15 protein-coding genes are annotated in these 13,550 nt (G+C 73.5%); 9 read left to right on the forward strand and 6 right to left on the reverse strand.

Annotation, left to right across the window (positions count from 1 at the left end; translation table 11 throughout):
- The first annotated feature begins 4 nt into the window (after positions 1-4).
- Positions 5-1,255: a cytochrome P450 gene (locus tag HD596_RS35745; RefSeq protein ID WP_185073916.1), complete on the forward strand. Its 1,251-nt coding sequence runs from the start codon at positions 5-7 to the stop codon at positions 1,253-1,255.
- Here HD596_RS35745 and HD596_RS35750 read toward each other — a convergent pair whose 3' ends face one another.
- On the reverse strand, positions 1,256-1,738 hold the full coding sequence (locus HD596_RS35750; RefSeq protein ID WP_185073917.1) for a hemerythrin domain-containing protein: 483 nt from the start codon (positions 1,736-1,738) through the stop codon (positions 1,256-1,258). It lies immediately after the preceding gene.
- Between the two features lie 115 nt (positions 1,739-1,853).
- On the opposite strand from HD596_RS35750, the gene HD596_RS35755 reads away from it, so the two are divergent.
- On the forward strand, positions 1,854-3,563 hold the full coding sequence (locus tag HD596_RS35755) for an ABC transporter transmembrane domain-containing protein (RefSeq protein WP_313045643.1): 1,710 nt from the start codon (positions 1,854-1,856) through the stop codon (positions 3,561-3,563).
- A 28-nt stretch (positions 3,564-3,591) separates the two neighbouring features.
- The gene (locus HD596_RS35760) at positions 3,592-5,331 is read left to right on the forward strand and encodes an ABC transporter ATP-binding protein (RefSeq protein WP_185073919.1); all 1,740 of its coding nucleotides are present in this window, start codon (positions 3,592-3,594) and stop codon (positions 5,329-5,331) included.
- 4 nt (positions 5,332-5,335) lie between these two features.
- Here HD596_RS35760 and HD596_RS35765 read toward each other — a convergent pair whose 3' ends face one another.
- Positions 5,336-5,824 (reverse strand): DUF4396 domain-containing protein, encoded by a 489-nt coding sequence (locus HD596_RS35765; protein WP_185073920.1) that lies wholly within the window; start codon positions 5,822-5,824, stop codon positions 5,336-5,338.
- A 189-nt stretch (positions 5,825-6,013) separates the two neighbouring features.
- Here HD596_RS35765 and HD596_RS35770 point away from each other — a divergent pair, with 189 nt between their 5' ends.
- A complete protein-coding gene (locus HD596_RS35770) occupies positions 6,014-6,661 on the forward strand; it encodes a nucleoside/nucleotide kinase family protein (RefSeq protein WP_313045645.1) in 648 nt (215 codons plus the stop codon).
- 78 nt (positions 6,662-6,739) lie between these two features.
- On the opposite strand, the gene HD596_RS35775 is transcribed toward HD596_RS35770, so the two are convergent.
- The 3 genes from HD596_RS35775 to HD596_RS35785 are packed head-to-tail and all read right to left on the reverse strand — an operon-like array spanning position 6,740 to position 8,817.
- Positions 6,740-7,903 carry an RNA polymerase sigma factor gene (locus HD596_RS35775; protein WP_185073922.1) on the reverse strand — a complete coding sequence of 388 codons (1,164 nt, stop codon included), beginning with the start codon at positions 7,901-7,903 and terminating at the stop codon, positions 6,740-6,742.
- Positions 7,904-7,906: 3 nt separating this feature from the next.
- A complete protein-coding gene (locus tag HD596_RS35780; protein WP_185073923.1) occupies positions 7,907-8,245 on the reverse strand; it encodes a YciI family protein in 339 nt (112 codons plus the stop codon).
- An 11-nt stretch (positions 8,246-8,256) separates the two neighbouring features.
- A complete protein-coding gene (locus tag HD596_RS35785) occupies positions 8,257-8,817 on the reverse strand; it encodes a dihydrofolate reductase family protein (protein ID WP_185073924.1) in 561 nt (186 codons plus the stop codon).
- A 300-nt stretch (positions 8,818-9,117) separates the two neighbouring features.
- On the opposite strand from HD596_RS35785, the gene HD596_RS35790 reads away from it, so the two are divergent.
- On the forward strand, positions 9,118-9,804 hold the full coding sequence (locus HD596_RS35790) for a DivIVA domain-containing protein (protein ID WP_185073925.1): 687 nt from the start codon (positions 9,118-9,120) through the stop codon (positions 9,802-9,804).
- Positions 9,805-9,838: 34 nt separating this feature from the next.
- On the forward strand, positions 9,839-11,140 hold the full coding sequence (locus tag HD596_RS35795; protein WP_185073926.1) for a ZIP family metal transporter: 1,302 nt from the start codon (positions 9,839-9,841) through the stop codon (positions 11,138-11,140).
- Between the two features lie 13 nt (positions 11,141-11,153).
- Here the strand turns inward: HD596_RS35795 and HD596_RS35800 are convergent, their stop codons facing one another.
- Positions 11,154-11,753, reverse strand: coding sequence for a TetR/AcrR family transcriptional regulator (locus HD596_RS35800; RefSeq protein WP_185073927.1), 600 nt, complete (start codon positions 11,751-11,753; stop codon positions 11,154-11,156).
- A gap of 87 nt (positions 11,754-11,840) precedes the next feature.
- Between HD596_RS35800 and HD596_RS35805 the strand changes: the two genes are divergently transcribed.
- The 3 genes from HD596_RS35805 (at position 11,841) to HD596_RS35815 (ending at position 13,546) form a co-directional block, all read left to right on the forward strand.
- Positions 11,841-12,413, forward strand: coding sequence for a CGNR zinc finger domain-containing protein (locus HD596_RS35805; RefSeq protein ID WP_185073928.1), 573 nt, complete (start codon positions 11,841-11,843; stop codon positions 12,411-12,413).
- Positions 12,413-12,961, forward strand: a complete 549-nt coding sequence (locus HD596_RS35810; protein ID WP_185073929.1) for a GNAT family N-acetyltransferase — start codon at positions 12,413-12,415, stop codon at positions 12,959-12,961. Before HD596_RS35805 ends, HD596_RS35810 begins: the two co-directional genes overlap by 1 nt.
- Positions 12,962-13,027: 66 nt before the next feature.
- The gene (locus HD596_RS35815; RefSeq protein WP_313045650.1) at positions 13,028-13,546 is read left to right on the forward strand and encodes a nitroreductase family deazaflavin-dependent oxidoreductase; all 519 of its coding nucleotides are present in this window, start codon (positions 13,028-13,030) and stop codon (positions 13,544-13,546) included.
- The last annotated feature ends 4 nt before the right edge of the window (positions 13,547-13,550 follow it).

Raw genomic sequence — 13,550 nt, forward strand, 5'->3', positions numbered from 1 at the left:
AATCATGAACATGACCATCGAGCAGGCGGGGCTCATGCTGGCCGACCCCCTCGCCTACGCCGACGAGCCGCGGCTGCACGAGGGGCTCACCCTGCTGCGCCGGGAGGCCCCGGTCCATCTCGTGGAGGCGCCCGAGTACACGCCCTTCTACGCCGTCACCCGGCACGCCGACATCATGCGGGTCGAACGCGACAACGCCCTCTGGCTCAGCGCGCCACGCCCGGTCCTGGGCAAGAAGGCGTTCGAGGAGCACGCCAGGCAGCAGGCGGCGCAGGGCGTCCAGCTGAAGACGCTGGTCCACATGGACGACCCCGACCACCGCGTGGTCCGGGCCATCGGCGCCGACTGGTTCCGCCCCAAGGCCATGCGCGCCATGGAGAGCCGGATCCAGGAGCTCGCCCGCCGCTACGTGGACCGGATGGCCGACTACGGCGGCGAATGCGACTTCGCCACCCAGGTCGCGGTGCACTACCCGTTGTACGTGATCCTCTCCCTGCTCGGGCTGCCCGAGTCCGACTTCCCCCGCATGCTCAAGCTCACCCAGGAGCTGTTCGGCGGCGCGGACGCGGAGACCAGGCGGGGAGACACCGCCGAGGACCAGTTCGCGGTGCTGCTCGACTTCTTCGCCTACTTCCAGCAGCTCACCGCCGCCCGCCGCGCCCACCCCACCGAGGACCTGGCCTCCGCCATTGCCAACGCCCAGGTGGACGGCAAGCCGCTCAACGACGTGGAGACGGCCTCCTACTACGTCATCATCGCCTCAGCCGGCCACGACACCACCAGCTCCACCGTCGCCGGCGGCCTGCATGCCCTCATCGAACACCCCGACCAGCTGGCCCGGCTCCGCGAGGACCCCGGCCTGCTGCCGCTCGCGGTCGACGAGATGATCCGCTGGGTCACCCCGGTCAAGGAGTTCATGCGCACGGCCTCGGCCGACACCACCCTCAACGGCGTGGACATCAGGGCGGGTGAGTCGGTGCTGCTGTCGTACCCGTCGGCCAACCGCGACGAGGAGGTGTTCGCCGACCCGTTCACCTTCGACGCCGGCCGCGACCCCAACCGCCACCTGGCCTTCGGGTTCGGCGTGCACTACTGCCTGGGCGCGGCGCTGGCCCGCATGGAGCTGAAGGCCCTGTTCGCCGAGCTGCTGCCGCGCCTGGAGAGCGTCGAGCTCGCCGGCCGGCCCGAATGGACCGCCACGACCTTCGTCGGCGGCATCAAGCACCTGCCCATCCGGTACAAGCTCCGCCGCTGATCACGTCTCGCCCGACCGCAGGAACGCGGGCCGGGCCCGGTGCCATTCGGGGGCGTCCAGCGCGTTGAGCGCCGCGACGATCCGTTTCTCCTCGTAGACGAGGTGCGTCTCCAACAGCGCGGCGACGGTGTCCAGCTCGCCGCGCACCCGGACCGGGTCGACGGCCTCGGCGAGGAGCAGCTGCAACCGCCGCAGGGAGTCCTCCACCAGCCGGTGGTCGCGGCGCAGCTCCTCCAGCACGGGGCGCAGCTCCGGGAAGCTCCGGGCGAGCACGGGGAAGGCGCCGCCGTCCTCGCCGGTGTGGTGCCGCTCCAGCGCGGAGCAGAAGGTCAGGCAGTGGGTACGCAGGTCGCGGGGGAGCGCGCCGCCCGCGAGATGGGCCTCGACGTCCTCGCGCAGCGCGGCAAGCTGCTCGCGCAGCCAGAGGTGCACGTCGATCAACTGATTGCCGAACGCCACCAGGCGCCCGTCGGGTGTTTCCATGGTCGTCCCATGATCCGGCGCCTCCATGCCCTCGGCGATCTGCTTGCCGGGCGCACCGCGACGCTGGCAGGCACCCCATCATCCTTCCGGCGATCGGTCAAATAGGGTGAAGATCGTGGACCCCGGGACCCCTGACCGCCGAAGCGCCGGACGGTACCTGTGGTGGCTGGTCAGGAGGCAGCCCGGCCGCATCGCCGTCGGCGCGGCGCTGGGCTCGGCCTGGATGGTCTGCCTGACGCTGCCGCCGTACTTCCTGGCCCGCGCCATCGACGACGGCCTGGCTCCGGGAGACAGGCCCGCGCTGGCCGGTTGGACCGCCGCCGTGCTCGGTGTCGGGGCGCTGAACGCCTGGCTGGCGATCATGCGCCATCGCACGATGACCAGGGTCCGGCTGGACGCCGCGTTCCGCACCGTACAGGTGGTGGTGCTGCACGCGACGCGGCTGGGCGCGGCGCTCCCGCGCAAGGTCACGGCCGGGGAGGTGGTGACGATCGGGTTCGGCGACGCCGCCCTGATCGCCGACGCGCTGACCATCACGGGCCCCGGCGTCGGCGCGGTGCTCGCGTACGTCGTCGTGGCCGGGCTGCTGCTGGCCGTCTCGCCGCTGCTCGCCGCGGTGGTCCTGCTGGGCGTGCCGTTGCTGGTCGTGCTGCTCGGGCCGCTGCTGGGACGGCTGCGCGGCGCCGAGACGGCGTACCGGCTGCGGCAGGGCGAGCTCGCCGCCCGGTTCGGGGACATCGCGGGAGGGCTGCGGGTCCTGAACGGCATCGGCGGCAAGGAGGTGTACGCCGAGCGCTACCGGCGCGGCTCCCAGGAGCTGCGCGAGAAGGGCTACCAGGTGGGCGCGGTCACCAGCTGGATCCACGCCCTCGGGGTCGGCCTGCCCACGGTGTTCCTCGGCGCCGTGACGTGGCTGGCGGCCCGCATGGCGGCGCAGGGCGACATCACCACCGGCGAGCTGGTCGCGGTGTACGGGTACGCCGGAGTCCTGGTGGTGCCGGTCACGAACCTCATCGAGGGCGGCTACGGCCTCAGCCGCGGCCTCGTGGCCGCCCGCCGGGTCATCCACTTCCTCACCCTCGAACCGGACGTCACCGGCGGCGACGCGGACCCGCCCGCGTCGCCCGCGGCGCTGCGCGACCCGGTCTCGGGCGTCGAGATCGCCCCGGGGAGGCTGACCGCGCTGGTCAGCGCCCGCCCGGGGGACTCGGCCGCGGTGCTCGACCGGTTGGCCGGCTTCACCGCGTCGGCCGTGACCTGGGGCGGGATCCGGCTCGACACCATCGACCCGGTACGGGTCCGCGAGCGGATCCTGCTGGCCGACAACGAGGCGGACCTGTTCGCCGGCACGCTGCGGGACGTCGTCGCGGGCAGGTACCACCCCGGCGACGAGGCCGTGGGCCGGGCCGTCCACGCGGCCATGGCCGAGGACATCGTCCGGGGGCTGCCGGACGGGCTGGACTCCGCCATCGACCCCCAGGGCCGCAACCTGTCCGGCGGGCAGCGCCAGCGCGTCCGCCTGGCCCGGGCCCTGCTGGCCGACCCCGAGATCCTGCTGGCGGCCGAGCCCACCTCCGCCGTGGACGCCCACACCGAGGCGACCATCGCCGCCCGGCTCCGTGACGCGCGTCGGGGCCGCGCCACGGTGGTCAGCACGACCTCGCCCCTGCTGCTGGACCGGGCGGACACGGTGTACTACCTCGTGGACGGCTCGGTCGCGGCGGCCGGCGACCACCGCGAACTGCTGCGCGAGCACCCTGGCTACCGCCTGCTGGTGTCACGTGACGACGAGCCCAGCACACCATCCGAGCGGGCCGCCCGATGACCGGATCCCTGCCCGAGGAGGCCATGGGATGACCGGATCCCTGCCTGTCGCCGAGCGGGGCCTGGTGCGGCGGGCGGCGTTGCGCCTGATCCGCCTGGACGGGCGCGCCTTCGCCGCCATGATCGCCCTCAACGCCCTGGCCGCCGTCGCGGGGCTGGCCGGGCCGTGGCTGCTCGGCCGGATCATCGACGCGGTCAAGTCCGGCGCCGGGGCCGCCGCCGTGGACCGGCTGGCCCTGGCCATCCTGGCCGCCGCCCTGGTCCAGCTCGTCCTGTCCCGCTACGCGAGCCACCTCGGCCACCGCTTCGGCGAGCGCACGCTGGCCCGCATCCGCGAACGGTTCACCGAACGCGCCCTCGACCTGCCCGTCTCGGTGGTCGAGCGGGCCGGCACGGGCGACCTGACCACCCGGGGGACGGCCGACGTGGCCGCGGTCGGCGCCACGCTGCGCGACGCCGGTCCCGACGTCCTCATCGCCGCGGTCCAGGCGGCGTTCATCCTGGCCGCGGTGTTCGTGCTCGATCCGCGCCTGGGCGCCTGCGGGGTGCTGGGCCTGCTGGGCATCTGGTTCGCCGCCCGCTGGTATCTGCGCCGCGCGGTCCCGGCGTACCTGGCCGAAGGAGCGGCGAACTCCGCGCTCGCCGAGCAGCTCGCCGCCACCACCGCCGGCGCCCGCACCGTCGCGGCGCTCCGCCTCGAACACCGCCGCATCACGGCCTGCCAGGCGGCGATCGGCGAGTGCCGCCGGACCCGCGTCCGGACCCTGTTCCTGCGCAGCGTCCTCTTCCCCGTCGTGGACGTCTCGTACGCGATCCCGGTGGCCGGCGTGCTGCTGGTCGGCGGCTTCATGGCGAACGGCTCCATGACCCTCGGCACGGTCGTCGCCGCCGCCCTCTACCTGCGCCAGCTCGGGCAGCCCCTGGACACGATCCTCCTGCACCTGGAGGGCATGCAGAGCAGCGGCGCGTCGTTCGCCAGGGTCGAGGGCCTCGCCCTGGTCCCGCGGCCGGCGCCGGCCGCCGGGCCGGAGCTCGTACCGGACGGCGACCGGCTCGTGGCCGCGGGCGTCCACTACGCCTACGAGGGCGGCCCCGACGTCCTGCGCGGGGTGGACCTGACCGTCCGCCCCGGCGAGCGCCTGGCGATCGTCGGGCCCTCGGGCGCGGGCAAGACCACGCTGGGCAGGCTGCTGGCGGGCGTGGACGTTCCGCGCACCGGCAGCGTCACCGTGGGCGGCGTCCCCGTCGCCGCCCTTGACCCCGGCCGCCTGCGCGAACGCGTCGTCCTGGTCACCCAGGAACACCACGTGTTCCTCGGCACGGTACGCGACAACCTGCGCATCGCCGCCCCTTCCGCCACCGACGCCGAGCTGCGCGCGGCCCTCGCCACCGTCGGCGCCGACTGGATCGACGACCTCCCGGACGGCCTGGGCGCCGATCTCGGCCCCGGCGGCCACCGGCCCGACGGCGCGCAGGCCCAGCAGCTGGCACTGGCCCGCGTCGTGCTGGCCGACCCCCACACGCTGATCCTCGACGAGGCCACCGCGCTGCTGGACCCGAGGACCGCCCGCCACACCGAGCGCGCCCTGGCCGCCGTGCTCGACGGCCGTACCGTCATCGCCATCGCCCACCGCCTCCAGACGGCCCACGACGCCGACCGGGTGGCGGTCATGCAGGACGGCCGCCTCACCGAGCTCGGCACGCACCACGACCTGGTCGCGGCCGGCGGCACGTACGCGGAGCTCTGGCGCTCGTGGCACGGCGACTGAACGCTCAGTGCCCCTGGTGGTACTGGTGCGTCACCGCGTGGCCCTTGCCCCGGGAGATGAGCCACTTGTTCACCGGCGTCGTCAGCACGAAGGCCACCAGCAGCGACCCCGCCAGCGCCACCCAGAACAGCCAGCTCGACAGGCCCGCGTCCATGGCGCCCGGCACGATCAGCATCACCCCGTTGTCCAGGATCTCCATCATCGCGATGGAAATGGTGTCGGCGGCCAGCGCCACCCTCAGCGCGGTGCGGAAGTCGACGCCGGCCCGCAGCACGCCCCGCATGGTCAGCGCGTAGCCGAACAGGAACGCCAGCGCGACGGACAACACCACGGTGACCAGGTTGGACAGGCCGGCGGCGGTGCCGATGACCATGCCCAGCACCTCGCCGATGGCGCAGCCGGTCAGGCAGTGCAGGGTCGCCTGCGCGGCCATACCCCACGTGGCCGCGGGCGGGGCCTCATGGTGGGCATGGTGGTGCTCGCTGTGATCCATACGATGCTCCTTAGTAGAGGGGAGAAACATTGTAGGGGTATGGGGTATATCGACCGCCAGGGACCGGATGCCGGCGTGGATAGGCTGCAGCTCATTGCCGACATTTCCGTATTGGAGAAGAATCTTGAGCCCTACCCAGCCGTCCGGCGCCCACCGCTTCCCGGTAGCCCCACTCGCCGGAGGCGTCGGGTGACCGGCGCGCAACTGATCGAGCGGGTACGCGGGCTGGCCGCCTCCGGCGAGCGCGTCGTGGTCGGCATCGCGGGATGCCCGGGCGCGGGCAAGTCCACGCTGGCCGGCTGGCTGGCCCGGAACCTCACCTCAGCCGGGCTGCCGGCGGTGTGGGTTCCGATGGACGGCTTCCACCTGGCCGACGTCGAGCTCGAACGCCTCGGGCGGCTGCGGCGCAAGGGCGCCATGGACACCTTCGACGCCCACGGCTACCTGGCGCTGCTCCACCGCATCCGCGCCGAGACCGGCACCGTCGTCTACGCCCCGTCCTTCGACCGCGAGATCGAGCAGCCGATCGCCGGCGCCATCCCGGTGCCGCCGGCCGCGCGGGTGGTGGTCAGCGAGGGCAACTACCTCCTCGCCGACGACGACACGTGGCGGCGGGTGCGGGGGGCCATGACCGAGGTCTGGTACGCCGAGATCGACGACCGCGTCCGCCTGGACCGCCTCACCAGGCGGCACATCCAGTTCGGCAAGACCCCCTCACAGGCCGCGCGCTGGGTGGCCGAGGTCGACGAGCCCAACGCCGCCGTCATCCGCACCACCCGCGACCACGCCGACCTCCTGCTCAACCCCGACACCCTCTCACCGTCCTCCCACCCGTAACGTTCGCCCCACCCCGGAGGGTCGCTCACACTCGACCTGGCCGCACCCGCAACTTGGCCGCACCCGCGACTGGTCGGGTCAGAGATCGCCCAGGCGGCGGGTGAGGAAGCGGCGCTCGGCCTCCGTCGTGGACAGGTCGAGGGCCCTCCGGTACGCGGCCCGCGCCCCCTCAGCGTCGTCCAGGCGTCGCAGCAGCTCGGCCCGGGTGGAGTGGAAGTACCGGTAGCCGTCGAGGTCGAGCGCGTCCACGATCGCCAGCGCCGCCCGCGGCCCCTCGACCTCGGCGACCGCCACCGCGCGGTTGAGCTCGACCACGGCCGAGCCCGTCAGCTCCCGCAGCCGGTCATAGAGCGCGGCCACGGCCGGCCAGTCGATCCGCTCCTCGGTCTGGAGCGCGGCGATGGCCGCCTGCACCACGTAGGCGCCACGGCCGCCGAGTGCGAGGGCGCGGTCGAGCAGCGCCTGTCCCTCCTCGATCCGGGCGGCGTCCCACAGGCCGCGGTCCTGCTCGTGCAGCAGGACGATCTCGCCGTCGCGGACCCGGGCGGCGCGCCGCGAGTCGTGCAGCAGCATCAGCGCCAGCAGCCCGGCGGACTCGGGCTCGCCGGGCACGAGCTCGACCAGGATCCGGGCCAGCCGGACGGCCTCGGCCGCCAGGTCGGCGCGGCCGTCGCCGTACCCCTGGTTGAAGATGAGGTAGAGCACGGAGAGCACCGCCTCCAGGCGGGCCGGCAGCAGGTGCTCCCGGGGGATCCCGAACGGGATGCCGGCCGCCCGGATCTTGTCGCGCGCCCGGGAGAGCCGCCGCTTCATCGTCTCCTCGCTCACCAGGAACGCCCGGGCGATCTCCGCGGTGGACAGGCCGCCCAGGGCCCGCAGCGTGAGCGCGACCTGGGCCTCGTTCGCCAGTGCCGGATGGCAGCACAGGAAGAACAGTTCGAGCCGCTCGTCGGGGACCGCCGACTCGTCCATCGTCACCTCCTCACCCGGCTCCGGCCGGTCCAGCAGGCGGAGCTTGTCGGCATGGGTACGGTCCCTGCGCAGGCGGTCGATCGCCCGGCGGCGCCCGGTCACCACGAGCCAGGCCCCGGGGTTGTCCGGGACCCCGTCGCGGGCCCAGCGCTCGGCGGCGACGGCGAACGCCTCCTGCGCGGCCTCCTCGGCCACGTCGACGTCGCCGGTGTAGCTCACCAGGGCGGCGAACACGCGGGCCCACTGGTCGCGGAAGATCTCCTCGAGCACCGGCTACCGCTCCACCAACGGCCGTACCTCGACCGACCCGCCGAGGCGGGCGGCGGGGACGCGGGCGGCGAGCTCCAGCGCGTCGTCGAGGTCGTCCGCCTCGACGATGTAGAACCCGCCGAAGATCTCCTTGGTGTCGGCGAACGGCCCGTCGGTCATCAGCGTCCGGCCGCCCTGGACCCGTACGGTGGTCGCGGTCTCGGCCGGCTGGAGCCGCTCGCCCGCGATCATGCGCTCGTCCTGCATCAGCGCGACGTACTCGGCGGTGATGGCGGCGCGCTCGCCGGCGGTGAGCCCGTCGTAGGCTCCGGGCCGCTCGTTGATCAGCAGTGCGTATTTCACGGTGGTCTCCTTCACGCCGCCGCGTCGCGGCCGTAGACGAGGCGGACGGCCTGACCCACGCGTTCGGCGGACTCGAGAGCCAGGCCGATGGGCTGGTCGAACAGGCGGCGTCCCCGGCCCAGCACGGTCGGGAACACCAGCAGCCGATACTGGTCGACCAGGTCGTGCGCCCGCAACGCGGCCACGACGCTGCCGCTGCCGGCGACCACGATATCCCGTGCCGGCTTGCGCGCGGCCACCTCCTCGATCAGGTCGCCCCGCAGGAGGGAGGAGTTGTTCCACGCCTCCACGCCGTCCGGCGAGCGCGAGGCGACGAGCTTGGGGATGGCGTTCATCTTGCGGGAGAACTCGTCGTCCCTGCCGGGCCAGATGCGGGAGAAGCGCTGCCAGGTGGCGCGGCCCAGCAGCATGGCCCCGGTGTCCAGCAGCTCGCCGAGCGCGAACTTGTCGCCGGCCACCGACTCGGGCCCGTACCGGAAGGCCCAGCCTCCCCACGGCGTCCCGTCCGCCCCGTCCGGGTCCTCGATAACCATGTCGAGGGAGACGAATTCGATGACGATCAGCTTGCCCATGACGTTGATCCTTCCTCGTAGCCGGTTGCTCGGCAGGAGGACGGTCGGGGCGGGCCCTAGGGGACAGGCCGTGGATGTGACCCTCGTCACAGCGAAGCGGCCTTTACCTGTGAGCGGCTGCTCTCATGTTTAAGCAGACGGTAACGTGTCAACTACTGTGCGTATAAGATGCCTGGTTGGACGGTCAAGGTTTCGCACCGGTTCCCCCCGATCCGGGGCACTCCTCCATGCCCCGGGGCCGGTGCGGGCGCGCCCCGGCCGCTCCAGCGCTGACGGTGAAAGGTTCGGTGAAACTCCGTCATGCACATCGAGCACGAAGACCACGTCTACGGCCTCCCGATCCCGCACGGCCATCCCGCCGGCGACGGCTTCGTCACCGTGCCGGCCCAGGCCGCCGGCCCCGGCCAGCTCACGCTGCTGACCCCCACGGCCGTGCACCACCAGGTCTTCACGGTGGTCAGGTTGCGGGCCGGCTACGACCTGGCCGAGGTGGACGCGTTCCTGTCCACCGTGGAGACCACGATCAGCCTGCTCTGGCAGGACAACGCCCACCTGCGCGAACGTCTCGCCGCCGCCACCCCCGTCCCGGCCGACCTGCTGGCCGCCGCGGAGGAGAGCGCGCGGGAGACCATCGAGGCCGCCCGGCAGGGAGCGCGGGAGACCGTCGAGGCCGCGCGGCATGAGGCGCGCGAGACCGTTGAGGCCGCCCGGGAGGAGGCGCGCCAGATCGTGACCGAGGCCCGCGCCGGCGCCGAACGGGTGCGGCTCGATGCCGCCGCCGCGGCCGAGGCGCTGACCAGGACCGCCCGCCTGGCCTATCAGGAGGCCATCGAGGAGCAGTTCAACCAGTTCGACGCCGTCCTCGCCGACCACGGGCGGCAACTGCAGGACAGCCTGCACACCCAGCTCGGCCGGTTGCGCACGGTCCTGGAGGACGTCGCGACGCCCGGCCACGCCACGCACACCGGCCCTTTCGCGGCTCAGTGATCGATCACCGCACACCAGCCAGAAAGGCCGTCACATGTTCTTGCCGCTCGGGGGGCCACTACTGCAGTCGCCGGCGAACGACGCGGCCATGGGGGCCGCCATGCCGGTCTGGACCGTGTGGGCCGCCGTGGGCCTGGTGGCCCTGTCCACGCTGGCCGGCGCGCACCTGGCGCAGCGCAAGGCCGACCGGATCAGCGTCTGGCTGGCCGTCGCCTCGGCGCTCATGCTCATCACGGCCCTGACCGACGTGATGCCCGACGCCTGGCGAGAGGCCGTCGCGACCCATGTGCCCGTGTGGCTGGTGGCGCTGGCCGGGTTGTTCGGGTACGTCGTCATCACGCACTTCACCCGCCACGGGTGCGCGCACCAGCACGACGTGGGCCGGCGCGCCCGGCATGCCCCCGGCATGCACCGGCGGGTCGAGCAGGCCGTCAGCGCCGCCGTGTACGGGGGAGTGGGCACCGCCGTCGCGCTGAGCCTGCACCGCATGATCGAGGGCGCCACCCTGGTGCTGGCCGCCTCGATCATCGTCGTGGCCGCGCTCATGATCCACTCGGCCGGTGAAGGCGTCGCGCTGACGGCCATGCTCGATCTGGCCCGCAAGCCGCTGGCTCCCTGGCTGGCGCTGGCCTGCCTCAGCCCGGCGGCCGGTGTCGTACTGGCCAGCGTGGCTCCGCTGCCGCCGCAGAGCGTGCCGATCCTGCTGGGCGTGCTCACCGGCGTGCTGCTGCGTACCGCGATGGTGGGGCTGCAGATGGCCCGCGCCAGTGGCAGGCTGCCGCGCCGACAGGTCGCCGTCGTGGCGACCGGCGTGCTGGCCGTGGGCGGCCTGCTGGTCGTCGCTCAGACCATGCTCGTCGGCGGGCTGCCCGCCCCGGCCGTACCCGTCGCGGCCGCCCGCCAGGTGGGCAGGCCGCCCGCCCCGCAGCCGCGCCCGCCGTCCCCGCGGCCCAAGCCCTCGACCGGGCCCAAGCCCTCGACCGGGCCCAAGCCGTCGTCCGGGCCGTCGTCCGGGCCGTCGTCGGGGCCCGAGCCGTCGACCAGGCCCGGACCGATGACGCCCGGTGAGCTGCGCGCCGCCGTCGCGGCCGGGCGGCTCGGTCTGGAGGCCCTGCTGTCGCGCACCGACCTGGCCACCATCGGGGCCGACGTGGAGACGGTGCTGCGGGCCCTGCCCGGGCGCAGCGCCACCGAGATCACCCGCATCCTGCGCAGGGGCAGGATCGTCAGCGGCGCCAGCATCGGGGACCTCACCCTGCGCCAGCGCCACTACCTCCTCCTCGCCCTCGGCGCCATCCCGGCGAGCCCGACCGATCCGACCAGCCCGGCCGGATGAGCCGCAGCGCCCGTCAGGGGGCTCGGCCGGTGAGGTAGCGCTGCAGCGTCGGCGCCACCCAGGCGATGAGCTCGTCGGGCGAGGAGGAGACCAGCGCGTCCACCCGTACGGCGTAGCGGGCGATGGCCAGCCCCACGAGCTGGCCGGCCGCGAGCGCCGCGCGCAGCTCCGGCTGGTCCACGCCGAGCTTCCTGGTGACCTTGCCGAGCATGTCGTTGGCGAGGAACTCCCTGATCATGGCGGCGGCGTGCGCGTTCGTGGCGGCCGAGCGCATCAGGCCCAGCACCGGGCCCGGCTGGTCCACCGCGCCGAGCAGGCCGAAGACGTAGCCGGCCAGCCGCTCCCCGAGCTTGCCGCGCGGCCCGTCCAGCAGCATGGCCACGGCCTGCTCGGGCTGGAACACCGACGTCACGACCGCGCTGAACAGCTGCTCCTTGCCGCCGAAGAAGCGGCGCACGAGCGCCGGGTCCACGCCGGCGTCCGCGGCCACCTGGCGCATGCTGGTGGACTCGTAGCCGACCGCGCTGAAGGCCCTGGCCGCCGCCGCGACGATCTCTTCCCTGGTGGTCGAGGCCCCCGGCCGCCGCCCGGTCCTGCCTGTGCGTTCCTCCACGGCCGCCAAGTTATATCCCCGTACAGGGACTTGCTACCCCTATAAACGAGATGCTGACGGTTGCGGCGCTCTGTTAGCGTCAGCATCATGACGGCAGCCGAGTTCCCGATCCTCGGGACGGAACCTCTCGCGGTGGAGCTGGCCAACACGCTGTACGGCACGGGGGCGGCGCGGCTCGACTTCCTGCCGGACGCCCGGCGGGTCGGCCAGTGGTTCGCCGAGGTCTCCGAGCGCCACGGGGTCGCGGTCCCCATGGGTCCGCACGCGGCCCGGGTGCGGATGCTGCGCGACTGCGTGCACGCCCTGCTGTCGGCCGCCGTCGAGGGGCGCGTTCCCGACGCGGCGCTGGTCGAGCGGGTCAACGACTTCACGGCGGCGGCGCCGACGTACCTGCGGCTCGACTGGAGCGGCGGCGCGCCGGCCGCGTGCCGGGCCGGCACCGTCACCGGCGCCGCGGCCGTGCTCGGGAGCATCGCCACCTGCTGCGTCGAGCTGCTGACCGGCCCCCAGGCGGATCGGGTACGCCGCTGCCAGGGCCCCGGCTGCTCCCTGTTCTTCGTCCAGACCCACTCCCGCCGGCGCTGGTGCCACCCCTCGTGCGGTCACCGTGACCGCCAGGCCCGCTACTACCGCCGGCACCACACCCCCGGAGCGTCCTGATGATCACATGGCGTCGGCTCGGCCAGGAGGACTTCCCCCTGCTGCGTACGTGGCTGGAGCAGCCGCACGTGGCGCTGTGGTGGAACCACGAGACCTCGATGGAGGCGGTGACCCGCGACTTCGGCCCCGCCGCCCGCGGGGAGGAGCCGTCGGAGGACCTGCTCGTGTTCCTCGACGGCCGGCCGCTCGGCCTGGTCCAGCGGTCGCGGTACGCGGACTACCCCGGCTATCTGGCCGAGCTGTCGACGCTCACCCCCGTCCCCGACGGCGCGGTGAGCATCGACTACCTGATCGGCGATCCCGGCCAGGTCGGCCGGGGCCTGGGCCCGGAGATGATCCGCTCGGTGATCGAGCGGACCTGGGCGGAGATCCCCGGCTCGTCCTGCGTGCTGGTCCCCGTCTCGGCGGCCAACCGCGCGTCGTGGCGGGCGCTGGAGAAGGCCGGGATGCGCCGGGTGGCCGAGGGTGAGCTGGAGCCCGACAACCCGATCCACGGGCGCGCCCACTACGTCTACCGGGTCGACCGCCCGGCCGGCCTGCCCGAGTAGACCAATCGCTTGGTTGGGCAGTATCCTTGGCCCCCGTCAGCAGCGCACCGAGGACATGAGGGCACCGTGGTTGAGCAGCAGCAGTCCAGCGGCGGTTTCATGGCACGCGTCAGCACCGCGCTCCGCCCGTTCTTCCAGTGGCTCGCGGGCACGAGAGGCTTCGCGCGGGTCGCGCCCAAGATCGTCCCGCCTCTTGATCGCTTCGTCAACCGGGTGACCGGCGGCCGCGTGCTCATGGGGGACCAGATGATCCCCCACCTGCTGCTCACCACGACCGGCAGCAAGTCCGGGCAGCAGCGCGAGAGCCCGCTGGCCTGCCTGCCCGAGGACGGCGGCACGTTCCTGGTGGTCGGCAGCAACTTCGGCAGGGAGCACCACCCGGCCTGGAGCGGCAACCTGCTCAAGACCCCGCAGGCCACCGTGACCTTCCGCGGGCGGGTCATCCCCGTCACGGCCGCCCTGCTCGCCGGAGCCGACCGCGAGCAGGCCTGGCAGGCGCTCACCCGCTTCTGGCCGCTGTATGAGGGTTACACCGAGCGCTCCGGCCGCGAGCTGCGCGTCTTCCGCCTGTCGCCCCGCTCCTGACGCG

It is taken from the genome of Nonomuraea jabiensis (assembly GCF_014204795.1).
GTDB classification, from domain to species: Bacteria; Actinomycetota; Actinomycetes; order Streptosporangiales; family Streptosporangiaceae; genus Nonomuraea; species Nonomuraea jabiensis.